Raw genomic sequence first — 23614 nt, forward strand, 5'->3', positions numbered from 1 at the left:
TTGCTTAGTCTTCTTGAGAAAGAATCAAGTTTAATATATTCAACTCATTGGAAGTCAAAAGCTGCTTATCTGTGAATAACTTGTGCCTAATTTCGCCTAAACTATAGCTTCTAAAGACAACAAATGGAAATTCCCCGTACTGAGAGCCAATGGGCAAAATGTTGTCTACAGGAAACATACAACGGATATATTCAGCTAAAATATCTCGGAATGATTCTCCATCTGGCTCCTCTACACCCCTGGAAAAATAGTCTTTAATCGCCTCATTGCTGGTAAATATAAATAGTGGAATTGCATAATACTGGTCAAAACGCTGACTATTTTGCTCAAACCACTGTGTCCGGCTCACTTGTTTTCCAAGTAAGTTAACTAGCTCAATTGCTCCAAAACTTGCCGAACGCAAACTTTCTGGATAGGCTGGATTAGAATTAATAGAATATAACTTTTTTAAAAGTTCATTATTGGCGTAAGGTTTTAGTTCTCGCTCTAGACGCATTTCATAGTTTTCTTGAAGGGCTTTATTAGCTAAAGAAACTACTAGCATACTACCACTAATGTGGCTGGCTTCTACAGGGCCAAAGCTTAATAGCTGATCCAAACCACTACTTACCAACTTCACAAACTGGTCTGCAAAAGACTCTCGCATTGATAGATAAGAAAGGGTTTCTGTCGGCTGGGAATTGTCTAAATCACTCAAGATTATCTTTACACGACCTAACAGTTGCTCTAGACTCGTATAAACCTCTTTCAAGAGCTTGTCACTGCGACGGCGAATATGCTCTTTCTTCAGTTCTTTGATTAAACCGGATATCTTACCCGTAAATGTTTCACCAGCGGCAAATACCGACTTTCCACCAATAGGAATCATCATAAAATAGTTTTTACCTATCTGCCCAGACCCGGAAATTCTTGTCATGACAGATGTCTTGAGAATTAATAGAATATTCACAAGACTCAGCACACTTTCTTGTAAAGAAAGCTCCGGGTCATCAGCGTAATATACAGCCCGCTCTGAGAAGTAAAGAATTAAATCTTTCTCCTCATTATCTAAGGTTTTGGTAATTCCATCTTCAAGGTAGCTACCGCGACCCCGGTAAATTACCTGAATAATTTCCATTAAGTTTTGCTCAATGGCAAAGCGAGGGATATCAACCAGAATATGCTTAGTTTTAGGAAATGATAACCCCCGACTAGCTGAGGCAGTCATAAAGACCACTTTCACATTGTTCTTACGTTTTTGGATTTCTTCTTTTTCCTGCTCTGAAATATTGGCGTGTATTTCTAGGTAGTCTGTAAATGGCTGAAATGTACCTCGATATTTTTTTAGATATTCAGTCAGTTCTTTTAATCTCTGCTTATCCTGGATATACACAATTATCTGTCCAGCTTCTGGGTTATCCAAGAAAGCATTAATATCTTCAGCAATCTCTGCTTGTACACGCTTGACCAAGCTATATTTCTTCTCTAAAAAAACTGAATTGCTAAATTTAAAAGATTCTAGAAATACTTTGTAAGTAATGTTTAAACTAGTAGCAGGGTAGGAGTTAGAATTGATGACAGTTGCGCCTAACCCCTTAAATTTGAAAGTTTGTACTGAAAGGGGGGAGTTGTTCTCTGACGCTCGCCGATAAAAGATTTTGTCTGGTTCTGAAACTGTAGTAGAAAGATGCTGTTGAATGACATCTGGGTCAACAATAGAAGCATCAGCTACAATAATTTTGGTGTTAAAGCCATATTGAGAATTAGTCAGATCATATTGGCGAAGAATAGAACTGATGCGGTTTAAAAATTCTACACCGCTATGGTCTCCTGTAATCTCATCAACCATGATAAATATATGTTTAATGCGTTGAGAGATTTTCTTCATTTGCTCAGGAATGACGGAACCCTCACTTTGGTTATAGGCGTTCCTAAATATCTTCTCAAAATGGCGGAGAGTGTCTTGGCCGCTCCCCGTTTTTTTCAAAGATTGCAGCGAAATTGTTGCCACTATATTATTGGAAAGTTGACGGTCTATAATTGTGTAAATAGCTTCACAGATGCTATCTAAAACTCCTTTAGTCTGCTCACCAGCATCCTGAATTAAATCCTCCATTTTGCGCTGGAGTCTTTGAGATGTAGAGGGACGGCGCTCAGTAAGAGCCTGACCATCGATAAAATGAACAGCTTGCTCTGTAAAGTCTCCTTCTCGTAAATCAGAGAAATACTGCACAGTACAGTGTCCACCATTAGCTTGAATAATGTCTGCATTGGTATTGATGCAAAACAGTCCGTGATTCTCCGATGGTGCTGCAATGCTCCCGCCCAATGATTCTCCCGGTTGACTCTTGAACTTCTCAATCACGTCCTTATTGACGTTTTTTCTGGGACTGACATAGAAAAACAAAAAACCATCTTCGAGATGCTGTTTGAGAAATTCCACAATGGTTGTGGTTTTACCAATGCCAGGATTGCCAGTTAAAAAAAGATAAGGATTGTCATTAGTCAGGGCAGTTTCAATTAGGGCGGTGTGAGCCGAACGCAGGTCTAGACTACCACTCAGTCCGAGTTGAGCCATTAATTGAGGTGGTACTTCTCCACTTGAGTTGAAAAACCCTGTTACTCGTTCCTGGTGAGTAACCAAAGTAGTTGTGTCAGGTGGCACTGCTAAAAGAGAGTTTATAAATGTCTTGCCATCAACAAAACTCTCAGCTGCTTTCCTTTTGATGATTCTGAGAACTTGTTGACGAGCTTCGGCGATCGCTTGACCACTTTCTTGCTGCTTATAAATGCGGCGGCAGGTATTTAAGATATCTAAATTTTCTTGATTTACTGACATGGCACTAACGCCCCGGTCAGTGTAACCCATAATGTTAAACATTACGGGGTCAGCTTCTTGGAGAAGAGAGTGCTGTCGTAAAAACTCATAGAAGCTATGAGCATAACTGGCGGCTTGGATTAATTTGACACTCTCTTTGTCCTTGCGCTTGAAAGCTGTGAAATAACGAGCAATCCCTTCAGAAAAGGTTAATCCAAGTTTTGTGGTGTCTGTTCCTGTATCGATACTAAGTCCAGAGAAAACACTTTTTGAGCGTAAATAACTAATTTCACTTAGCAGTAATTGCCGTAGAACTTCTATATTATCTAAATCTTTAATATCTTCAGCTGACTTTATCGAAAACACTGATAAATCCACTGAGAGGATACGAAACTGTTTGCCGTTGTGTAGCAGCATTAAAGTATCAGCCCTAAGAAACTCTCCCTGCTGCTTATAGCGACCAATATCAACCTTGATATCTCCTAATTGTGACAGGATATCTCTAAAGGCTTGTTCCTCACCCTTAACACGAGTACCAAGGCTGTTGTCATCACAAAAGTTGCACTGGTAGTATATAATTTCTACCTTTCGATGTTTCCAACCTGTTGATTCCAGGTACTCCCTAAAGAAATTTAAGCCTGATAAAAACCCCTTTTGGAGAAAAAATATACTCCACTTAGCAATGATTTTGCTATCACTATCATTAATTACATTAGCGCGGTCAACTATACGCCGATGCAGTTGGGGAAAGCGCAACGCTTGTAAGTCACGTTGATATAAATCTCCAAATCGGTTATTTAGTTGGTTTTGCTGAATATAAGCAAGGATGCCAACATTGAAGCCGATTTCAAATAATCGTCCAAAGTCTTCTGCAATCATTTCTGCTCCTCTCCTTCTACATTCAAGGCACGTCTAACTTCAGTTAAAAACGCCAAAGAGTTAAAGCTTACGCTCCTAGTGGTGTGCTTGAAAACTGACAATTTACCAACTGCATCATCCCCAATTATGTTTTCGTAAGGATCGAGCTTAAAGCTAATGTTGCGATTCCTTCTAGGAACAGCTTCGTAGCGCGAAAAGTGAAATAAGGTTAGATATTGTAAGATATCATTTTTGATAGGATTGTTTTCGCGGTCATAAATTAGTCCCCTACGGATATCTTCATCATCTAGAATGTCATCATAGACATTTAGCAAGGTGGCGTAGGAAATTACCCCGTTGTAGTAACGCTCGTCATCTTGACCGACTTTAATTCCATTGAATAGATTGAAAAAGACAACAGCTTTCTTGCTGGGGTCTTCAACTAAGCCTGTTAGTTCAAGTGTGTCCTGGATGTACAGAGAACTAACAGTGCGCCCCAGATTTACCACATAATATTTATCAAAGAATACTGGGTATATTTTGATGTCGTCTTTATCTCCCTTTAAAGCCTTGAGTACAGGTGTGGACATGAAAAATAGCGATTCATCTTCATCACTCTGAGTCATATTTAGAGTGCTAGAATATGGCGACTTGGCAATATACATAAAGTGCCGATAGCCCTCGCGGTATAATTTGTCCACTTCATCAATGACAATAGTAGGTCTTTGAAACATCTGCTGATGTTCATAGTTTGCTGCGAAGGTGTTGAGCGTTTCTAAGCGAACTGTGCCATCCTGTAGACGCTCTACTCCCACAACTTCTCCTAACAAGTTTGATATTCGTTCTCCACCTCGCCAACTGGCATCACTTTCACGGCTGGAGACTATAATAATTGCTAGTTTTTCTAGCTGGGTGTTGTGGGAAGAAGCGTTGAATTTAAATTTTTTGGGCAGTACAGAGTAAAGAGAACTTAGACCATTTTCAATTTTGTAAGGATTCAGGTTTTTGACACAGAATCCTTGAGTACTGGATTGATGTTCTTCGCTCAATAAGTGGGATAAAGTTTTAGAGAGCGATCGCATAAATTCTTCCTCTGGTGTAGAGTTCTGCTTGCTATGCAGTTGCAACCGCACAATGGGAATAAAAAGTTTATCTTTGACAGACTCAAGCAGTACTTTTAGGCAGATATAAATAAGCAGAGAAAAAGTAAACCGATAAATAAACGCTTTGGGGGAGTCGGGATTGTTGAAAATTTGCTCTCGTAACTTTTTATGATTGTAGATGAATAAAATTGGTTTTTGATGTTTGAAAGAATTATTGTAGATGTTCTGACAGCTTGCTTCAGTAAGAGGAACCAAAAGAATTGGTAGTGCTTTAATATCTGTGATATCATACGCCATGCTAAATGTTTGGCGCTCATCAGTGGGGAAATAGCGAATATCTTCTACGGCGATGCTGACAGAAAGATTGCAGAGATAACTACTATCAATATGAGGCTCTCTGATGGCAATATACTTTAAGGCTTCTCGTGACCTCTCACCAAAGACAGGCTTGAAAAATGTGGATTTGGTCAAAATGCTGTCCATATCCCGCTCTAGGATGCCTCTTTTCACGCCGATAACGAGCGGATATTCTCGCTTGTTCAGGATAGGCTTACGTTGCAGAAAATTCTTCAGTAGCTGCTTCAGGTTTTCAATTTTTATTTTGACGTTAAATTTTTCAATTCCTTCCTTAATTTTGGCAAATATTTTCTTCTTAGCTTCCTCGTCAGATCCTTTGAGTATGGGTAAGACTTTTTCATCAAATACAGAGACAGGCTGATAATTTAATTCTGAGCTATAATCGTAGTCATCAGCTAATGGATCACTTTTGGAAGCAAAGATAAAGTAGAACAAGAAAACTATTTTTAAGACTTTCTCTTTAAAATAATCACTTTTAAAAGGGTCTTCTAATCCTGCCTGATGTTCTTGACTTTCTGGGTCGATCAGGTTGAGGTAATAATCTAGTACAGAAAGTGGCTCATCTCCATAAGCTTGAACTGTACCGCCAAATTTTAGCTTAAAACCAAAAATGAACTGCTGCTCTCCTTTATTATCATCTTTAGTTTCTCCCAGATACCCTTCGATTAAGGGAATAATGGGGAGAATATCTAAAGCTTCGGCACGAGAAAATAAATCTCTATAGTTGACTGACTTTCCGGCATAGCTTACTTGGTAATGACCATCCTCTCGGTTGATATCACTGATATATTCTTCCAACAAGCGCAGCCGCCGAATCAAATCCTGAAGATAGATTTTGCCATCTGTACTATCGTCAATGTTTTCCTGAAGAAACTCTAAATACCTGATTTTTGCCTCTCGCTTCAGCTTGCCAATAGCTTCGGTGTACATGACTCGCTTGAGCTTGTAAAAGTCAGATTTCTGATTTTTAATCAGTTCTTCCAGTGTGTCGCTTAATTCCTCTAAATCACTCTCATTTTCTTCGCTAAATTCTCGTTGGATATAGTTATCAAGACTGGAAGAAAGTTGAGAATCAAATCCTTTGATATCTTTAACTGTGATGATTAGTTTATGAAACTTCAGGAGAGAATCACTGCCTGAACGGTGGCGCTGAAGACTGAGCCGCTGTTTTTGCAAACCTGTATACTCTCCGAAAGGATAAGTAAATCCTAGAGCTGGTTTTGTACCTTGAAAAGACTGTAAATCTGTCAGTAATTGCGAAATTGCTGACTCTACTGTTTTGTTTGGTGGTAATGCCGCACTCAAGAGGTTTTGCAAATAATCGCGGATTAGCCTGATTTGCTCTGGGAAATTTTTACCTGTGCGATCGCTAAAGTTGACAGTTGCGGAACGAATCCCGCTAGCAGATGCCAAAGGGCTTTCCACTTGTGAATTAGCAACCTGATCGGCGATTTTGTCAATATTGATCCGCAACCGACTGTCATCTGGGGAGAACTGGAATGGGTTTTGACTGGGCAGCACTTCCAATATTTTATTGAGTAAACTGCTGTAATCTAAGGGAGCTAAATGATTGTCACCAAGAGAAATAATATTCACCCTCATGTCTCCTACAAATGGTTGAGATAGTGTAAGATGCCTCAATTGATAGTGGCGATAAAAACTACATCATTTGCGCTCTTAACATTAAAAAGCAATACATTTGCACTATTACAGCATAATAAATCAATGCTAGGCAAGTAGGGACAGATTTAGCGATCGCCACCGGATTTAGTTGCTATTTTCTACTTGAATATTAGAGTGCTGTGATCTTTGAGGTCAAACGAGTGTTAAAACCAGGTGGACATTTTGTGTTTGACATCCTCAATCTAGAACAACCTCTAGTCGAAGATTGGGCAGTTGAAACATATTTGGGTGCTAAAGTGTTTCTGGAATCTGTGGTTAAGTGGGAAAAAACAATCACGGGAAAATCCACAACGAAAACTAGCGCATCTCAATTCATTGGGACTTATTTTGGGTCAATACAATTGTTTTATAGCGAATTTCAAAAACCCTCAATATCTTCTCCTCCCACACCACCGGAGTCTTCCCCAAAAAGCCAGTCGCTATCACTATCAGCATTACTTTCGCCATCCACCTGAAGATTTAAGGAAGGTATTAGCTGTTCAATTTGGCTTTCAAGTCGGGAGAGCGCCAGTGCCAAAGAAGCAAGTTGCTCCCTATCCTTTTTAATTTCATTTGAAATCCCCACCCGCAATTGATTTACCCTTTCCTGGAGGGTATGCACTTCTGTTTTGGTCGCAGAAGGAATACTCACTTTCTCTGACAGGGCGGCAATTTGAGCTTTCAAAGCTTCAATTTCGGCAGCAGTTGCACTATCTGCACTATCGGGACTCTCTTCTACAAGTGCATTTCTAATACAATCCAACACAAACTCTTTAAAAGTTAAGCGCAAATCCTCAGCACGCTGCTTGGCCTGCTTCACCAACTCCCGATCTTCTTCTGAGAGAAGTTTTATATTTATCTGCGGATATTCCACCAGTCCCTCGCGCTTTTGTTGTGGAGAAGTGAGAAGTGAGAAGAGTGGGGGAAGTAGCGGGAGTAGGGGGAGTAGTGGAAGGAAATGCTCTTTCTCCCCCAACTTCAAAAGCGATGGAATAGTTATTTACTTGCAAGTCTCTTAGTGCTTCATCAACCAAGATTCTGAATGATTAATCATATTGACTAATCCACTCAAAATCTGGTTATAGGTTCCGTAGAGTTCTCGACCAATCTCAACATCCAAGTAACCACATTTAACACTAAACTCTATCCAGGTTTGAGTTTCGGCTGCTTCTGATTCACAATCATTCAATTTAGCGACGAAAGCTGCCTCATATCGACGCTTCCTCCATGCTTCAGCTAAATTCGCACATACGGAACGGGATGAGCGACGAATCTGATCGGTAAGCGAATACCTTTCCTCCACAGGAAACTTTTTCGATAATTCAAAAATTTGCATCGCCATATCAAATGCCATCTTGTAAATTTCTAAATCTTGATGCTTTCTAACCAGTTCTTTAACCATTTGCTTCTCTGTCTAATATTTACTCACTCCCCCTACCTCCCCATCTCCCCCTACTCCCCCGACTCTTCTCACTACCATCATCGCATACGGGATATCCGCGTATATACGATATAGATGATTTTATATGGGCAATTTGATCGTGTCTGGGAAACAACTATCATAAAGATACCGGGAATTATAGTTCTCGGCATCATAATTATCAGTGGGGGTTGGGGATTTATCTTATGGAAAATTTACCTGTATTAAGCGTGGAATCACTTGCTGTGGAGGTGGTGACTCTACCGCTTGATGAAGCCCGGGTTGCGCTTGTGGATTATTATTTTCCCAACCGCCAGAGAATTAATTCGACGGAGCAGCTAATTGAGCTATGGGTACATTCTGTCACTATTAAAAGCGACCAAACGCGACGGGCATATCGGCAAATTGGTTATGAGCTTGCTGATTATATGCAGTCGCGGTTTGGGATATCTGATTTGAGGATGGTAACGTTATTCCATCTACACGCAAATCTAGCTTGGCTAAAGGATGAAAAGCCAGTACGGGGGCAGAAAAATACTTATGGAATTAGTAAAAATACGGCAGCTAAATACACTGCGGCGATTAAAAGTTTGTGGGAGTGGGGTACTAGAGCTTCTATTGGTTATTTTGCTATCGACTTGGGCAAGGACTTAAGTATCCAATGGGACGATAAGCTCGCAGAGCGCATTCTGTCGGAACGCGAGATTGCTAAGTTGGAAAAAGCGGCGATTGAAGTAGATTTGCAACACAACACTAATAAGATGCATTGGCTGCTGTTGACTCTCGTCTTTTACAGTGGGGTGAGGGCGGGAGAAATTGCGCGGCAAACTTCTGATTATGGTAAGCGCATAGTTACACCGGGGTTATTTTGGCGGCAGTTTCGGGAGGATGGAGATTGTCTGTTATTAACTGTGACGGGGAAACGAAATAAAACCAGAACTATTAGTCTCGATCCGGAAACTAGTGCGGTGCTACTGGATTACCGTGGCGATGCCAGCAATGATCAGCCGGTGTTTCCTAGTCCCAGTCGTCGAGACAGAGGTAAACCTCTAAGCGATCGCGGATTGCGGTTAATGATGGCGGAAATTTCTGCTAGTGCAGGAATTAAGTTCAGCGCCCACTTTCTGCGCCACACCCACGCGACGCTGGCTAAGAAAAATGGAGCTTCTGATTTCGACTTGCAAGCAGATTTGGGCCATGCTTCGCCTGCGACAACTGCAAAGTACATTCACCATGTCGGGCGTGTTGGGACTTCTCACGCACTGCGTAAAAAAAGCAAACATCGGTAAAAAAGCAATCGCCACCGGTTCATGGCGGGTACGCCATCGCGCTCATGCGCTCCAAAATGATACTGTCAAGGTAGTTATCAAGATGGATGACGCGCTTATTCGGTCGTGTCCAGTCCCGGTTAACCTAGATAGTACCTAGACATGAGCCAAACAGGGAAAAACAAGAAACTGGCATCTTTTAACTGTGACCAAAAGATGTGGGAGCAGTTTATCGCCCGTTGCCGGGAGAAAGGCACGACGGCAACAGCCACGCTGACCCAATTTATCGAACTCTACCTAGATGATATAGATAACCTTGATGCAATTGGTGGCGATAATTTAGATAAACGCTTGGACTCTAAGATTAAGGCAAGTGTTGAGGAGTACTTAGTTACTAGTAACAATAGTAACCCCGGTATGACGAATGAAACGATATTAGCTATTTGCTCACGACTTGATAAGCTGGAGTCACAGTTTTCAAGTGAATCTAGCAACGAAACCGGAGCAATCCATAATCTCGCCGATTTATCAGAAAAAATTGAGGGGATAACAGCCCGAATGACACAGTTTACCGAGGCGATTATTAAAATTCAAAATCATCTCAACAATCAACAAAAGCGGGGCAATAAATCGTACAACAACAATTCATCCTTCAAAGTGCATACTCCCCGAATGCAACCATTAACCGAAGAAGGTTTAGCTTCAAGACTTGGTGTAAATGTAGAAACTATACGCGAGCAACGAAATAAGCTGCACCCACCGCTTTTTGTGGCATGGTGCAAGGGCAAGGATAAATCGGGTATGGGGTGGGAATTTAACGAAAATACGGGATTATATCATCCGGCAAGTTAGTATTTTTATTATTTTCAAGAATTTCTGAATTTACACTGATTGGCGCTGTTAATGCGATCGCTCTTAGCGCATGAGTGCGATGGTAACTGAGTTTGAAGGTTTGAAGGTGTTCACTTGTTTAACAGGGCAGTACTAAAAAATGACGCAGAGTTTTTGATTGCGTTGCAAAAAGCAGAAACTATAGCAGTTCTTATTTGGATGCAACACATGGTATTGACACAGCGATGCTCATTGGTATTAACTTAACCTTAAAAAGGCGCTTAGAAACCGCACGCCAGTCGCCTCTCCTATCGGAGACGCTGCGCGAACAAGTCGATCCAGCCGCTTGCGGGGGTTCCCCCTGTTGTGCGGACTGGCGTGGGAAACCTGGCTCGTCTACACAAACAAAAGTTACCGATCCTGGATTCCAGACAAGGGACTAGTACCGCAAGGCGGAATTAAAAATTAAAAATGAATACAGCGTAAGCGTTTCATTGATTTTAAATGGGTGATTTACTTCCCCTGTGCTGTACTAGAGCCAACAGAGTGTTCTGATTATTCTGTAACTGAAAGCTAAAATTTTAACCATGTAGGGATAGAGCTAGCAATGTAGGGAAATGACCGAACTATATAAGGCTGGAATCATTGAGATAACAGAAGCAGAAGATGAAGATGAAGATGAAGATGAAGATTTATTTGACGTTGCGGTGCATTTTGACGGCGATATTTTTCTTCCCAGCGTTGTTTTTGAAGGCAAAGACCACGCATTGCGGCAAGCTAAAAAGCTTTATGATTGGCTAGAAGGTAATCCAAAAGAAATCAAGGGAGAGCAACTGCGTTGGCAATCATACACAGTTAATCGTGAATCTCTAAGAGAGTATCCAGCCTGCTATTTACCTTACTACTATTCAAGGTATGAACAAAGTTTAGAAGTTTTAATTTTTGAGCGAGACCAAGAAGCCATTGCTTATGGTTGGTTGAGCGCTGAACCTTTACCTTACTATATGGACAAAGAAGATGGTTTGGTAGTTCTTGGAGACATTTCAGATGATGCTGTGCTTGCTGGTTGGCATAAAGCTATTGATATACGCATTCACATTTACTCTTTTATCTACCAGTCAAATAGCAGTCACAAGCTTTAATAATCAGTTAACAATTAGGAGCTTTAGGTGCAGCGAAAACTCGAGTTAAAAAGAGGTGTTGATAATACATCTGTTGAAGCCTATTTGGTAGATTTAGTCCAAAGACATGTTGATGATTATGTCAATTATTGGGTAGAAAGCTTAAGGTTATTTAGTCAAGAAGATAAATACTGGGATTGGATATTCAAATTAAGATATATTTCCAATCAAGAAAATCTTGAAGGTTACGCAATTGAGTGCGAAAACAAAACTCAAGGATTAATGATAATAGAAACACAAATGCACGGTTCTCGGTTAAATGTTGGTAAGAGGCTAGTTTATGTTGATGGCATTGCCACTGCCCCTACTAACCGAATAGAAATTCAGCGTCCGCCTCAATTCAAAGGTGTTGGTCAAGCACTATTAAATTTCGCAAGAATTAGAAGTGTTGAGTTAGGGTATGAAGGTAGAATTGGGTTGCATTCCTTACCAAGGTCTGAAGGATTTTACGAAAAACAAAACATGTTGAACTGCGGTTCGGAAGAAGAATATGATAATTTAGTCTACTTTGAGTATGGTGTATTGAGACGAAGATAAAGTCCGATCGGGTAAAAATTTATGAACCATCAACAGCAAAAGGATAATTCTGAGGCAAACGAGTCAATAACAACCCAAGAAGCTATAGATTTACTTTTTGGTGAAGGATGGCTCGAAGAGGCTGTTTGCATCGAAGATGAAGCAAATTGCACGATTGGCGCTGGTTTGGATTGGGGTAATGCATTACCACCTTTAATGCTCAACCTTCCTTTATTTGGTCGTCTATCAACGCTGCGTGTATCTCTCAACCGCGAAGTCAGGCTAATAATTGAAACATGGGATTTAGGTATAGGTACAACTTCTGCAACAGAGACTGCAAGGGCACGCATTAAAGAGCGGTTGCTATCTCCTACGCCTGAGTTAATACCTCACTTGGAAGCTACTTTGTTGCAAGATGATTTATACGGTGAAGAGTTTATATCTAACCGCGAAGCTCTCAAATCGCTACTTGCAATAGTTCTTACTGATTCTGATAGAGAAGAGATTGCAGAGAAGGCTGCTAATTCAATACGCACACAAGTTATGTCACAGGTGAATTTTTCCGGAAAACTTTCTGCGTAAACATAATCACAATAATATCGGGTCAAATTAAATCAAAATTAGTTTTCTGCAACCCAAAAGGAACTGATTGATGACTGGTAAAAACCGCAGTCGCTATTCTTCAAACTGGGATACTATCGCACTTGAAGTCAAATCCAAATCAGACTGGAAATGCACGCGCTGCGGTATGCAATGCTTACGTCCAACTGATAAAAGGGATGGATTAAATCGTAGAGAACGCAGCATTAAAACGTTAGTGGTTCACCACCGCAATTATACGCCCGAGGACAACCGAGCAGAAAATCTCGTGGCTTTATGCACAGCTTGTCATATGCTGTTTCATACACGCAGACGGGGAAATGTATCACCAGGACAACTATCTTTGTGGTAGAAAAACTAGTAGTTTAAAACAACTCAATAGTAGATAGTTATGATAGAGGTAAAAGAGAAATATTATCTTTCTAAGTCAACATCACAACATTTGCTGACGCAACAACTTCGTTGAAGTAATTGAAGTTGTATAGACATGAAAAGTACTACGAGTTCTAACCCAACAACTAACAAACAATTAGTAAAATCTGCACAGCAAATTCAACAAAAAAGCACCTTCATAAGCGAAGCAGATTACTACGACTACGAAGCAGAATTAGCACAAGAAAAATCAGACTACTATCACTTGCAGTACGGATACTAAATTCAATCTCCCTTCAAGCATCAACTCTTCTTAGTCAACAACTAGTAACAAGTAACTGCTAGTTGTTTTTTATATCAAAAGTAAATTATGACTCAAGCAATTGAACGCGAAATCAACCAACTCACTCTCAAAGAATTAAGCCTAGATGCTGCTAAACTTTGGTCACAGATAGAAGAAGCAGGCGAGTTAGGCGAACAAGGTAATGTAGAACAACTCTTACAAGAACTTATGGGTGTTCAAGATGGTATCGAAACCAAAATCGATGCGATCGCCTGGGTAGTTGACCAGTTAAATCTTGACTTTGAAACCTGGGAGGAAAGAAAAGCGCGAGTAGCCGAACTCCACGACCGGGTAATTTCACGTCGCAAAACTCAACTTGAACAAATCAAGCGCACCCTCATCCATCTGCACGAGATTGGATTAATTAGTGACAAAAACATCGGTAAAGAAAGGATAATTGAAATCAGGGATAACCCACCAAAGGTCGCTAAATTACTAGTAGAAGTAGATGATGAAGATTTTCCTGATGAATTTAGAGTTATTAAGTACCAAGCTAATAATAAGGCAATTCTTGAAGCTTATAAATCTGGTAAAGATATTAGCAATCTTGCCGAGGTAAGTATCGGGAAGCAGGTGCGGTTTAAGGTGCAATCAGGTAGTAAGTCTCGCAACAAGAAAAACCACAACTAATGGCATACGCCCCAACCATGTGAATCAAACATAGGTATATCCCATCATTTTACAAAAATATCATCAAATGGTTAAGGGTCAAATCTTAATCATTTTTATTTTTTTAACCTATAGCAACATTTTAAACTTCTTCAAAAAATCATCAAAACTTTGCCTGAATTTAAACTCCGTGAAGATATAATCGATGAAATTGTAGATATCAATGACAGCAACAGTAACTATGTCGGATTAGGTACAAACATCGTTACGATAGGTTGGTATATTTAACCTTATTTAGTGTGGCTAAATAGGTAATTGCAATTGATTAGGTAGTTTCTATTTTCAACTATCAATATGATAATTCAAACTACTGCTAAGTTTAAGTTTAATCTGAAGGGATGCAATCACCCTAAATAAAAACTTAAATATTAGGCATCGGGAGCAACCTTAAAATGTCATATCACAAAAACCGAAGTATAGTTATCCGTAACGCTATTATCGACAGTTTTTTTATCCTCTGGTGTTTAGTTTGGCGTACTGGTTTGGGGCTAACCTTTTTTATCATCTATGCTTCCCTTGGCTACATATATAGCTGGCCATTCTATCTTCCAATTTCGATTATTTTGGGATTTGTACCTTGGGGTTGGAAGGTACAAGAAGAAAGAAGGGATAGAGAAGAAGAACGACAAATCAGGAAGTTGGAAAATAAAATTGGGGATGGTTTTATCTATGCCAAAGCTGAATCAAATATCGAGATAAATTACAGGGGAGTTATCTTCCTCAAGTCAGTATTTGGTCTATTTGGTAGCGGTTTTTGGGGGATAATACTTGGCTGGAGAGCTATTTTGGGTATGGTAGTACAGTTAGTAGATAATATCAGAACAGTTATTAAGTACATATAGATAAACAGGTTCATCTAACCAAACCAAACTCAAAAGTTATCTTATCACTATTCCTGCATCAGTTTGATACAGAAAGTATCAAAACTTGAGTTGATACTGAACCTTTGCTTAACAGGAAAGTTATCATATCAATACTCCCGACACTCCCGACACCAACCAAAACTAAATAATTAAAATTCATTTACCCATATTAAATATTTCTGGTTTTGGGATAACATCAAAGCCGATATAGTAGTATTGTAAAAGTTATTTTTAATATCACACAAGCTAACGCTTAATATAAATGGCAACCTGGCATATCGCTTCATAAATAGCCAGTTACTAGTTATATCAACAGGAGTTAAAACAATGGAATTAGCACAGTATATCCTAACAGGACTTCTCTACGTTATTATTTACGGATTTTCTACTCTCTTTATTTTCCAATTCTTGCTAGATATATCTATCGCTTTTGAAAAACACTGTAACTGCACTACACCTACAAAACACAGCGTAATTAAAACCGAGACCTTAACTGGAAAATCCAAAATTAATATATCTAACAAAAACAAAAATAAACTATCTACAACCAAAAAGATGACTGTTCAACACTTAAGAAAAAGATGCTCACAAGCTGTAATAAAATGGAGTTATGCTATCCAAGAATCCAAAACAGGTAAGAAACGACATCTCAACCGAGAAGAAATGTTAATAGCTTTAACCAAGATTAAACAGTCAGCATAATAAAACTATAAACTGATAGTAATTTATTCTACTATCAGTTTATATAAACCTGTGATCTGGGCGATCGCTCATCTTGGAAGCTGGCTAGAACATCGAAGCAAAACACCAATTGGCATCCAGGTTTTGTGGCGAGGCTGGTTAAAATTGAACGACCTCTGTGTTCGCGTAGCGTCTGTCTGCGACACGCTGCGCGAACGTAGAGAGGGTTGTAGCGATCTTGAGAGACTTAACGGGAAAAGTCAGCTAAATTTTTACGTACTGCACGGTTTAGGAATACTAACTGATGAGCAAGGCGATCGCCCCTACCGAAATAGAAGTGATCGCCTTTGCTTTCAGGCAATAAAATATAAGAAAACTGATTGGGAGCAGAAATGACAAAACTAAAAATTCAAGAATATATAGCGAAACACAAGGCTGAATTTCCAGATGGGAAAATTCACCATGAATTGCCTATGCCTACAGATGCAATATCTGTAGTTTCTGATCCACAAAACTGGCATTGCTATCCAGATAATGTGGTGAGAATTTTTCTTTCTTCTTACAAAGAAGATGGAGAGGAACAATATTTAGTAGGGGTTGGGGATTACAAGCACCCAACTATCTGCACAAATGTTTATAGTTCCCTAGATGATGTTTGCAGTTTTATTGCTAATCGCCCAGAGCAGATTTCTAAAGAGTATCTGGAAATCTGTGGATTTTATTTTCTAGAAATCCCTATATCAAGGGCTTATCGCATCTAATTGCACATCCATTCTAAACTTGCTGATCATTTCATGGATCTACAAAAAATCTGTTAACAAGATTAAACAAATGAGTTTAAGTGAGGCATACATCATCCTTGGAACTTTGTTCACGTATTTAGAAAATCATGGTTATAAGGAGCATCAAGACTTTGGTATTAATCATGAAGAACCGCAAAGCTGGTATTTAACTAGCAGACCAATGGAGTTTCTCAATTCCGGCTTCAAAGTCACATGGTATACGGTCTGCGAGTCGGATCATTTTTACGTTGAAACCCAACCTAATGGCTGGTGTCTAATAAACTTGCAGGCTTTTGATGATTATATTGTGAAGTCAGAGGAGATTTAAAAATGGCGGTCTCCAAAATAACTGACCTAATAATCGCTTATAAAACATAAATTTCCTACCCAGAAAGAGATGACATCCACTTAATAGAAGAGCGAGTTTGGGAATTAGATCAAAATCTCGAATTAACCACTGAAGATATTTTTGATGCTGTGTGTCAAGAATATCACCTAAATGCTGAGTTGATAGAAAAAGAACTAAATTGTAAATGTCCATTTGCATTAACTGGCTTTTTAAGGGAGTTAGAAACGACAGAAGTTTATGATTATTCAACACTTGATTAATTAATCTATTACCTCTTTCATCGAGTCAAATCAACAATAAGCTTTTGACCACCAACACAAAACTCTAATTTCCTGCCTTATTGATAATCGTCGAGAAAATTTATATGCCTTATGCAGTGGCTTATGTAGAATCCACGTCGTAGAAGCCTTGATGTGACTGACTTTTGTTAAATTCTTCTACAACGTAACCTCCGATAACTCCCTTTTAACAAAGCAGAAAAATTTACAAAATGTAACTAGTTTTTTTTGACTCATTACCGCACTTTTCAGTGCCTAATTATTAAAATCACTGTGTTGGTTAATAGAGTCTTGCTCCCAGCGAAGCAAAAACATGGTTGAGATGACTGTAAAAATTGCCTACGAACTTGACAAATGGCTTCAATCGAAGTGGCAAAGAGATACGCGATTCTACACCTTAACCCTTTGCCAAAACCTATTTGGAGAGTGGACGATCACCAAAACTTGGGGCAGTGCCATCTATCGAGGATTTGGCAAGTCAAAAGATTTAGATTGCCCTGATTACCAAGCTGCTTTAATAACTTACTACAAACTGCAAGAGCGAAGGGAAAAGCGAGGATATAAAAGAGTTGACCCTGAGTCAAGATATTGATGAATCTTCATCTAATTCCATTTTCGCTTTAGCTATTTGCCAGGATAGTAGTTCATAACCTGATGAAAATTTATCATTGTTTACTCTAACTTGAATTTCTCCTTGCTGTATGGGTAAATATTTTTTTGGAACATCTTGACAGAAACCACTCTCAATAGCCTGACAATACCAACGTTCAAACTCATCCTCAAGAGGAGTCATCGCTTTGAGAGGAACATTAGGTTCAGTTTCATCACGAATCATTGCCAGTAAGCAAGCACCGGGACTCTCGATGCTATTATGGCCTCGGTATTGCTCAAAGGCGGATATTGCCAACTTCACTCTCTCTGGCTCGTGTTTGGCTATTTCCTGTTTTAATCTAACGCCGATTTTGATGCCCTTTTCGGTAATTAAATGAGTAATTTCTTGAGATGGATTCTTGAGTTCGCCATTATCAGACTTCTTAGAAACCGAGTTCAGAGAAACAACTTTTGGGGATGACTCAGGTGTGGTCAACTGCTTAATTTGTGTTCGCAGACGTTCACATTCAGACTTCAACTCGAAGATTTCCGCAACATGACCTCTCAAGTTCTGATTCTGTCGCTTTAATTCTCTATTTTCATCTGACAGTTCTCGAATCCGTTGCTTGAATACTTCGCTTAGAGTTTTGAGGCTATGAGGTCCAGGTTGTTTCTCCTCTAATGAGTTGAGTTGCTGTGTTTTTTGCGACTGTAAATCATGAATGTATTCAGTTAATTCCGTCCATTTGTAGAGGTAGGAAATGGAACAGCCAGCGACTTGAGCAATGTTAGGGAAGGTCAAGGGTTTACCGCTTTTTTTAATCTCTTCAATAGCGCGAAACACTTGTTCACGTTTCTGCTCTTTTCGCTTTTGTTGGGCTGACCGAAGGACAGCAGTCTGTTTTTCTCGATTAGGTTGCTTCGCCATTAGCAACTTTCCTCAAATCTGATAGCCATTTATCCATTGCTTCTAGGGTAGCCTTGGATTCTTCATAGGCCAGGGCTGCCCCAGCTTGTTTAGCTGACTCCATGCGTTTGTGTTCTCCAGCATATTGCCGTTCATAAAGGGGTAATTTGCTCGTACTGGGGCGGAAACTACTACAGCCGTAACATTTGGGATAGAGGTTGTAGATACAGTTTGTTTTGGGGTCAAGTGTGCAGTGACCATAAACCACCAGACGAGGTGAAATTTCCAGGTCGAGTTCGTAGGCTTTCGGGTTTTTGAGAAGGCTTTCAGGTAAAGTTTGCCAGGGGAGGAAGCGGTTTTGTGAATTCAGCAGCAGATCCTGAAAAGGTAAATCAACTGCCGCTACTTGCTCCCTAGTGGGAGGCGCATAGTGCTGAAATGTCGTTTCACTACTGAGGTGGTCAGCATAGAGTTGAGCTGCTTCCATTCCGTGTTTAGCCCTCACTTCTTGCAGGCGACTAGCGCGGGTAATCTTACCTGTAAAGCAGGGTCTAATACCATTACTATCACGAATGTCTTCTTGCTCTATCAACAGACGAATAAGACGAACCATTGGATTTCCACTTGCTGTTACTTGCGGGGGATTGGGCAATGGTTTGAGACTAAGAAACGAGGGGTAAGAACTCTGTTTAATACTTCTAAAATGACAAAACAGATAGGGGTAATCAGAGTCAAAGGTTTTTCTAATCCATTGCTGTTGTTGTTCAATGACTTGTCTAATTTCACGAGGGGCAGGTAGTCTGTGCCATCGTTCTACCTTATGCTGATAAAACTTGATATACCATTGACCATTTTCTTCAACTAAACAATCAAAAGCCATCTGACAAATATCTGCTGGACGAGCAGCCGTATATTCTTGCACTAAGTAGTGACGAGCAACAGGAGCAGGGATTTTATCAAGATGCTGTTTAATCCCTTGACGGGTGATTTCATCCAACCAATCCACGTCCTGAATTGTCTGTTTAGGAATATCTCGATGACGAACTAAGCTTAGAGATTCTAATCCGAAAAAATCAAAAAAATCTTTGAGGTTATATAGCTTTTCTCGAATCGTTCGATTACAGTTAGTTTGGTTGAGGTCGAGAAAGCTTAAAATTAGTTCCCGGCTAATCTCAGAGAGATGCTGGATGTTATTTGGCTTCAAAATTTGACTAAACTGACGCAAAGCCACCAGAGAATTCATCGGTTTTGCACTAGCAGAAAACCTACCTGATTTGAGTAAAGAATATAGATATTGCTTGACTAGGACGCGAAACCACTCAGGTTTAATTGACTTAAAGTTAAGGATTCTTACGGGTGAGTTTTTGATAAAATGGCGAAAATCCCAAACATCATCATCAAAACAGAAATTCAATAAAGTTTCTTCTTGTTGATACCCAACCCAACTGCCATAACTTGTGGCGTTAGGGTGAAAATTTATGTGACAGAAGTAACAGCGACAATTACTCTGGCTGCTAGTTGTTTGGAAGGTCTCGTAAATCCACCCTTTCTGTCCATCAGGGCCAATTTGATGGCACAGGGGATTAGGGCAAACTAAATGCTGGCGATAACCGTGAAACTGAGGTGGAACTTGACAACAAAGTTGGGTCTTAAGGGAGCAATAATTACATCCTAGTTTTAGTTTATGACTTTGCCCATCAGCATAATGAAATTTGCTGATTTGTCCCTGATTACACTGAGGACAGATAAATTCTCCAGAATACTTTTCTGTCCAATTGACTGACAGAGTTCCTTGAAGAGTTTGGTGAATGGAAATTGGTAAATGTTTAAATTTACCAGTCAGGTATGTTACTTGATGACAAAAATCACATCCCAATCTCAGTTTACAAACAGACCCTTTTGAGTAAGAAAATCTGTTTAATTGTCCCTGATTGCACTGAGGACAGATAAACTCACCAACATAATCTGTCTTCCAATTAACTTGTAAAGTACCGTTAAGGGTCTGGTGAATTGAGATAGGTGGGTGTTGAGGAACTTCACAAGTTAAGTTGGTTATCTGAGAGCATGAATCACATTCGAGTCTAAGTTTACAAATTGGTTTTTGAGAGTGATGAAAATTGTTAATTTTTCCCTGATTGCAGTTGGGACAAATAAACTCGCCAGCATAATCTGTCTTCCAATTGACTGACAAAGTACCGTCAAGCGTTTGATGAATTGAGATGGGTGCAGACTTTCTCAGTTGGCAGGAGAGGGGAGTGTATCTGTGGCAAACCTCACAGCCTAATTGAATTTGACAAAGTGTTTTATTATCGTAAGCCAAATGGCTCAATCGTCCGCAATTACAAAGAGGACAAACGAACTCATGACTATAGTTCTCTGACCAATTTACTGGTAAAGTCCCGTTAAGAGTCTGGTGAATTGAAATCGGTGGATGCTTGCGTTTACCCATTAGTTTTATGTTCTTGAAGATTTTGCAATTCTGACAAGCCATCAAAACGATTTTTGATTAAAGCTAATAAGTTAGCAATCTCAGTCACTCGTCTTTCTTGTCCGCTTTTTTGAGCTTGAATTAGGTCTTGCTGCAAGCAGTTCACATCAGCTTCTAACTGGGATTTATCTTCGGGCGTTATCCGATGATGAGGACAACTTAAACAGGCATAGCGATGTTGACAATCTCCTAACATGGTTGGACGATGACATTCTCCCAGAGGAGTACTAACTTTGAGGAGATTAGCTAATTTTTCATACCTAGTTTTTCTCGGTTTAAAAGAAGTAACTCGACCATACATATCCACATAACCTTTGAGATTAGCTTCTTTTTCTAACCTGATAAGCGAACGCTGACGATAATGAGGTAGCATATCTAAGGAACCGTGACCTAGTACGGCGGCGATATATTCATCCTCTACCTCACAGTGAGCCATAATGCTGGCTTTGGTACGGCGAAACATGTGGCTAGTTAGTTTAAATCTGTTGCCATGTTTGTCTTTTAAGTCTGCTACTTCTCGAAAATTAATTAGCCAGTTACTAATTCTCAATCTGGTAATTGTTTGGGGTTTATAGAACAGTGTTGTGTCTAGTTCTCTATCAGCCCAAGGAATACTTTGATGATGAGTATAAACGGTACAAAATAGTTTATCAAATTCAGAATCTCTCCCAAATTGAGCATCAAGAAATCTCTGCTGTTCTTGAACTAATTCAGCTACTAGAGGATGAATCTGAACAAACCTCCAGTGTTTGCGTTTTTCAACCCAACGTAGTAAGAACCATTTGTCACCTTCCTGTTTCAGGCTATGGCGTGGCATAGTGAGAATTTCTCCAATGCGGCAGCCTAACACCAATTGCAAGCGAAAAAGTCTTTCAAGTGTCGGGGGGAATAAATCGAATTTCTCGTAGATTTGGTAGAGGACTTCCTCTGGAATTGTTTCAATTTTAGGAGATTTTTTTTTGAGTTTAATCGGGGTAAAGGCAATTTCCAACCATTGTTCTTCTTTCCAAAGATTGAGGGCGTAAGCAATCGCATTCTGACGATTACCGCTATTAATTTCGCTAATAAATTGATGGAGGAGTGCTTCTGTCAAAGATTGGGGTTGTGTATATCCATAATTACACAAAAAACGATCTAAATGGTTTAAACAGCCAACTCGATGAATAATCCGACCGAGGGAATATCGCTCTCGAATACTGGCTTTAATGGTTAGTTGGGTCAGCCGTTTTAACCAAGGCAGTGAAAACTTGTGAAAGTAAAGATGATAATGCCCATTAATTCGGCATTCTTCTTGGCTATAACCCAATTCTAACAGTGACCAAACATCTTGATTCATCAAAGGATCATTAATCCACTGTTTCCCTAACTCAGAGAGTGTGATTCGCTCCTGTAATGCTTGCGGTGCAAATGCTTCTGCCATTAATTTTCTTCTTCTCTTAAGTATTGGTCTAGGGTCATTTCATCGAGAACATGACTGTAAATGTCTTTCGTTGTGGCAATTGAACGATGTCCTAAAAGCTGTTGTACATATTGGTCAAGATAATTGTCTTGCAGCATTCTAGTAGCGAAGGTATGGCGAAATAAGTGCGGATGTGCTTTAATTCCTGTTCGTTTGTGGAGTTGGTCAAATAATTTATTTAAGCGAACTAAGGACATCGCTTGCCCTACCCATTTACTTGATAAATTGACGAATAACATCCCGCCTCCCAAAGTTTCGGCTTGAGGTGGATATTCTTCTAGTAAGTAGGCATGAAAGGTCTCTTGAATAGCTGAACGATGGTAAATAATGGGGATTTCTCGTTCTCTTCCTTTAGCCATTGCGCGATTAGGATTGTCTTCTCTGCGTACAATCCGAATGCGTCCGCTGAAATCTAAGTCCTTGACATCTTCCAAATGTAATCCTAACAGTTCTCCGCGCCGCACTCCTGTTGAGCGCAGCAACATGATAATTAACCTGTCTCTATAAGTTGTACAGGCGTTGGCTAAGGTTGCGACTTCTTCATCTAATAGACAACCACTGAAGAGTTTCGGTTCTTTTATTTTGATGCGTTTGCGTTTATCAGGATTGCTTTTAGCGATTCCTCTAAGAAAGCCTCCTCGTTTTCCCCAACCATGCGCTAGTAGAGTGAAATGTTTTTCTTCAATCCTGCCTTCAATTGTGTGATAGGTATAAAATTCTTGGATGGCGGTGACTGCTTGATTGACAGTGCGAGGACTTCTTTTGGCAACAATTTCTCTAACATTTTCACCAGATTCTTCAACTTCACCACCTAGCAAGTACCAATTCACAAAGTCTGCTAATTCATTTAACCCAACGTCATACCAGTTGAGAGATTTGGATTCTAGCCAGCGCCAAAAGTCTACCAGTCGATAAGCGTATGTACTTACTGTATTCGGTGCTAATTGTCGCTTTCTACAGTAGTTCAAAAATCTTTGGATTGGCTCTACGGGTAGGCAGGTTTCAGGGTCGAAGACACAGCTAAATCGTGACTCTGTGTGAGGCGATATCGCCCATTCTACCTTGGTCATTTTCTACGTTGTGGAAATTAATTTGTTTCTACCCTAACGCAAAAATTAGGGCTGTTGTTGTTGTTCTTTCCACGTTGTAGAATTGGTTGTTGTTGTATATATAAACAGCTTGTCACCCAGGGCGAACGCATCTAAATGTAGTACATATATACTTAAAGAAGCTTAATCG

General features: G+C 39.8%; 22 protein-coding genes and 1 pseudogene. 15 read left to right on the forward strand and 8 right to left on the reverse strand.

Translation table 11 applies throughout. The features are described from left to right. Positions 1-4 precede the first annotated feature (4 nt). Together ACM0OY_RS25540 and ACM0OY_RS25545 are read right to left on the reverse strand one after the other, a co-directional pair. On the reverse strand, positions 5-3676 hold the full coding sequence (locus ACM0OY_RS25540) for a helicase-related protein (protein ID WP_414571623.1): 3672 nt from the start codon (positions 3674-3676) through the stop codon (positions 5-7). Further along, complete coding sequence (locus tag ACM0OY_RS25545; protein ID WP_414571624.1) at positions 3673-6711, reverse strand: hypothetical protein; 3039 nt, start codon at positions 6709-6711, stop codon at positions 3673-3675. Before ACM0OY_RS25545 ends, ACM0OY_RS25540 begins: the two co-directional genes overlap by 4 nt. Before the next feature lie 149 nt (positions 6712-6860). Between ACM0OY_RS25545 and ACM0OY_RS25550 the strand changes: the two are divergent. Continuing rightward, positions 6861-7073: pseudogene (locus tag ACM0OY_RS25550) on the forward strand (SAM-dependent methyltransferase); the annotation flags it as partial. Between the two features lie 83 nt (positions 7074-7156). Here ACM0OY_RS25550 and ACM0OY_RS25555 read toward each other — a convergent pair. After that, positions 7157-7651 (reverse strand): hypothetical protein, encoded by a 495-nt coding sequence (locus tag ACM0OY_RS25555; protein ID WP_414571625.1) that lies wholly within the window; start codon positions 7649-7651, stop codon positions 7157-7159. A gap of 141 nt (positions 7652-7792) precedes the next feature. Beyond that, entirely contained in the window at positions 7793-8179 is a 387-nt protein-coding gene (locus ACM0OY_RS25560; protein ID WP_265277341.1) for a four helix bundle protein, read from the reverse strand. Positions 8180-8403: 224 nt separating this feature from the next. On the opposite strand from ACM0OY_RS25560, the gene ACM0OY_RS25565 reads away from it, so the two are divergent. From ACM0OY_RS25565 to ACM0OY_RS25630, 14 genes are all read left to right on the forward strand, one after another. Next, entirely contained in the window at positions 8404-9486 is a 1083-nt protein-coding gene (locus tag ACM0OY_RS25565; RefSeq protein ID WP_414516185.1) for a tyrosine-type recombinase/integrase, read from the forward strand. A 195-nt stretch (positions 9487-9681) separates the two neighbouring features. Next, positions 9682-10317 (forward strand): hypothetical protein, encoded by a 636-nt coding sequence (locus ACM0OY_RS25570; RefSeq protein ID WP_414571626.1) that lies wholly within the window; start codon positions 9682-9684, stop codon positions 10315-10317. Between the two features lie 194 nt (positions 10318-10511). Further along, positions 10512-10739 carry a hypothetical protein gene (locus tag ACM0OY_RS25575; RefSeq protein ID WP_414571627.1) on the forward strand — a complete coding sequence of 76 codons (228 nt, stop codon included), beginning with the start codon at positions 10512-10514 and terminating at the stop codon, positions 10737-10739. 174 nt (positions 10740-10913) lie between these two features. Next, a complete protein-coding gene (locus ACM0OY_RS25580; protein ID WP_414571628.1) occupies positions 10914-11438 on the forward strand; it encodes a hypothetical protein in 525 nt (174 codons plus the stop codon). Between the two features lie 27 nt (positions 11439-11465). Next, positions 11466-12014, forward strand: a complete 549-nt coding sequence (locus ACM0OY_RS25585; RefSeq protein WP_414571629.1) for a GNAT family N-acetyltransferase — start codon at positions 11466-11468, stop codon at positions 12012-12014. A gap of 21 nt (positions 12015-12035) precedes the next feature. Then, positions 12036-12575 (forward strand): hypothetical protein, encoded by a 540-nt coding sequence (locus ACM0OY_RS25590; RefSeq protein WP_414571630.1) that lies wholly within the window; start codon positions 12036-12038, stop codon positions 12573-12575. Positions 12576-13080: 505 nt separating this feature from the next. Further along, the gene (locus ACM0OY_RS25595; RefSeq protein ID WP_176727085.1) at positions 13081-13248 is read left to right on the forward strand and encodes a hypothetical protein; all 168 of its coding nucleotides are present in this window, start codon (positions 13081-13083) and stop codon (positions 13246-13248) included. Positions 13249-13335: 87 nt separating this feature from the next. After that, positions 13336-13938 carry a siphovirus Gp157 family protein gene (locus tag ACM0OY_RS25600; RefSeq protein WP_414571631.1) on the forward strand — a complete coding sequence of 201 codons (603 nt, stop codon included), beginning with the start codon at positions 13336-13338 and terminating at the stop codon, positions 13936-13938. Positions 13939-14369: 431 nt separating this feature from the next. After that, positions 14370-14819, forward strand: coding sequence for a hypothetical protein (locus tag ACM0OY_RS25605; protein WP_414571632.1), 450 nt, complete (start codon positions 14370-14372; stop codon positions 14817-14819). Between the two features lie 348 nt (positions 14820-15167). After that, positions 15168-15542: a hypothetical protein gene (locus ACM0OY_RS25610; RefSeq protein ID WP_414571633.1), complete on the forward strand. Its 375-nt coding sequence runs from the start codon at positions 15168-15170 to the stop codon at positions 15540-15542. A gap of 51 nt (positions 15543-15593) precedes the next feature. Next, a complete protein-coding gene (locus tag ACM0OY_RS25615) occupies positions 15594-15917 on the forward strand; it encodes a hypothetical protein (RefSeq protein WP_414571640.1) in 324 nt (107 codons plus the stop codon). Then, positions 15914-16282 (forward strand): hypothetical protein, encoded by a 369-nt coding sequence (locus ACM0OY_RS25620; protein WP_414571634.1) that lies wholly within the window; start codon positions 15914-15916, stop codon positions 16280-16282. The genes ACM0OY_RS25615 and ACM0OY_RS25620 overlap by 4 nt, the downstream gene beginning before the upstream one ends. A 70-nt stretch (positions 16283-16352) precedes the next feature. Beyond that, a complete protein-coding gene (locus ACM0OY_RS25625) occupies positions 16353-16631 on the forward strand; it encodes a hypothetical protein (protein WP_190895136.1) in 279 nt (92 codons plus the stop codon). A gap of 612 nt (positions 16632-17243) precedes the next feature. Then, positions 17244-17522: a WGR domain-containing protein gene (locus ACM0OY_RS25630; RefSeq protein WP_414571635.1), complete on the forward strand. Its 279-nt coding sequence runs from the start codon at positions 17244-17246 to the stop codon at positions 17520-17522. On the opposite strand, the gene ACM0OY_RS25635 is transcribed toward ACM0OY_RS25630, so the two are convergent. From ACM0OY_RS25635 to ACM0OY_RS25650, 4 genes are read right to left on the reverse strand one after another with little or no spacing between them, the layout of a single operon-like run. Further along, positions 17511-18449 (reverse strand): DUF6262 family protein, encoded by a 939-nt coding sequence (locus ACM0OY_RS25635; RefSeq protein WP_414571636.1) that lies wholly within the window; start codon positions 18447-18449, stop codon positions 17511-17513. The two genes, ACM0OY_RS25630 and ACM0OY_RS25635, sit on opposite strands and share 12 nt — an antisense overlap. Next, positions 18433-20877 carry an integrase gene (locus ACM0OY_RS25640; protein ID WP_414571637.1) on the reverse strand — a complete coding sequence of 815 codons (2445 nt, stop codon included), beginning with the start codon at positions 20875-20877 and terminating at the stop codon, positions 18433-18435. Before ACM0OY_RS25640 ends, ACM0OY_RS25635 begins: the two co-directional genes overlap by 17 nt. Continuing rightward, positions 20870-22336, reverse strand: a complete 1467-nt coding sequence (locus tag ACM0OY_RS25645; RefSeq protein WP_414571638.1) for a tyrosine-type recombinase/integrase — start codon at positions 22334-22336, stop codon at positions 20870-20872. The genes ACM0OY_RS25640 and ACM0OY_RS25645 overlap by 8 nt, the downstream gene beginning before the upstream one ends. Continuing rightward, complete coding sequence (locus ACM0OY_RS25650) at positions 22336-23445, reverse strand: tyrosine-type recombinase/integrase (RefSeq protein ID WP_414571639.1); 1110 nt, start codon at positions 23443-23445, stop codon at positions 22336-22338. Before ACM0OY_RS25650 ends, ACM0OY_RS25645 begins: the two co-directional genes overlap by 1 nt. Positions 23446-23614 lie beyond the last annotated feature (169 nt).

This window comes from Nostoc sp. CCY 9925 (assembly GCF_963920935.1).
In the GTDB taxonomy this organism is placed as follows: domain Bacteria; phylum Cyanobacteriota; class Cyanobacteriia; order Cyanobacteriales; family Nostocaceae; genus Nostoc.

Excerpts from the sequence above, each read along its gene's own strand:
- ACM0OY_RS25595 (WP_176727085.1), top strand. The coding sequence starts at position 13,081 with ATGAAAAGTACTACGAGTTCTAACCCAACAACTAACAAACAATTAGTA.
- ACM0OY_RS25590 (WP_414571630.1), top strand. The coding sequence starts at position 12,036 with ATGAACCATCAACAGCAAAAGGATAATTCTGAGGCAAACGAGTCAATA.
- ACM0OY_RS25630 (WP_414571635.1), top strand. The coding sequence starts at position 17,244 with ATGGTTGAGATGACTGTAAAAATTGCCTACGAACTTGACAAATGGCTT.
- ACM0OY_RS25650 (WP_414571639.1), bottom strand. The coding sequence starts at position 23,445 with ATGACCAAGGTAGAATGGGCGATATCGCCTCACACAGAGTCACGATTT.
- ACM0OY_RS25565 (WP_414516185.1), top strand. The coding sequence starts at position 8,404 with ATGGAAAATTTACCTGTATTAAGCGTGGAATCACTTGCTGTGGAGGTG.
- ACM0OY_RS25640 (WP_414571637.1), bottom strand. The coding sequence starts at position 20,877 with ATGGGTAAACGCAAGCATCCACCGATTTCAATTCACCAGACTCTTAAC.
- ACM0OY_RS25635 (WP_414571636.1), bottom strand. The coding sequence starts at position 18,449 with ATGGCGAAGCAACCTAATCGAGAAAAACAGACTGCTGTCCTTCGGTCA.
- ACM0OY_RS25605 (WP_414571632.1), top strand. The coding sequence starts at position 14,370 with ATGTCATATCACAAAAACCGAAGTATAGTTATCCGTAACGCTATTATC.
- ACM0OY_RS25620 (WP_414571634.1), top strand. The coding sequence starts at position 15,914 with ATGACAAAACTAAAAATTCAAGAATATATAGCGAAACACAAGGCTGAA.
- ACM0OY_RS25560 (WP_265277341.1), bottom strand. The coding sequence starts at position 8,179 with ATGGTTAAAGAACTGGTTAGAAAGCATCAAGATTTAGAAATTTACAAG.
- ACM0OY_RS25610 (WP_414571633.1), top strand. The coding sequence starts at position 15,168 with ATGGAATTAGCACAGTATATCCTAACAGGACTTCTCTACGTTATTATT.
- ACM0OY_RS25580 (WP_414571628.1), top strand. The coding sequence starts at position 10,914 with ATGACCGAACTATATAAGGCTGGAATCATTGAGATAACAGAAGCAGAA.
- ACM0OY_RS25570 (WP_414571626.1), top strand. The coding sequence starts at position 9,682 with ATGTGGGAGCAGTTTATCGCCCGTTGCCGGGAGAAAGGCACGACGGCA.
- ACM0OY_RS25645 (WP_414571638.1), bottom strand. The coding sequence starts at position 22,336 with ATGGCAGAAGCATTTGCACCGCAAGCATTACAGGAGCGAATCACACTC.
- ACM0OY_RS25625 (WP_190895136.1), top strand. The coding sequence starts at position 16,353 with ATGAGTTTAAGTGAGGCATACATCATCCTTGGAACTTTGTTCACGTAT.
- ACM0OY_RS25600 (WP_414571631.1), top strand. The coding sequence starts at position 13,336 with ATGACTCAAGCAATTGAACGCGAAATCAACCAACTCACTCTCAAAGAA.
- ACM0OY_RS25540 (WP_414571623.1), bottom strand. The coding sequence starts at position 3,676 with ATGATTGCAGAAGACTTTGGACGATTATTTGAAATCGGCTTCAATGTT.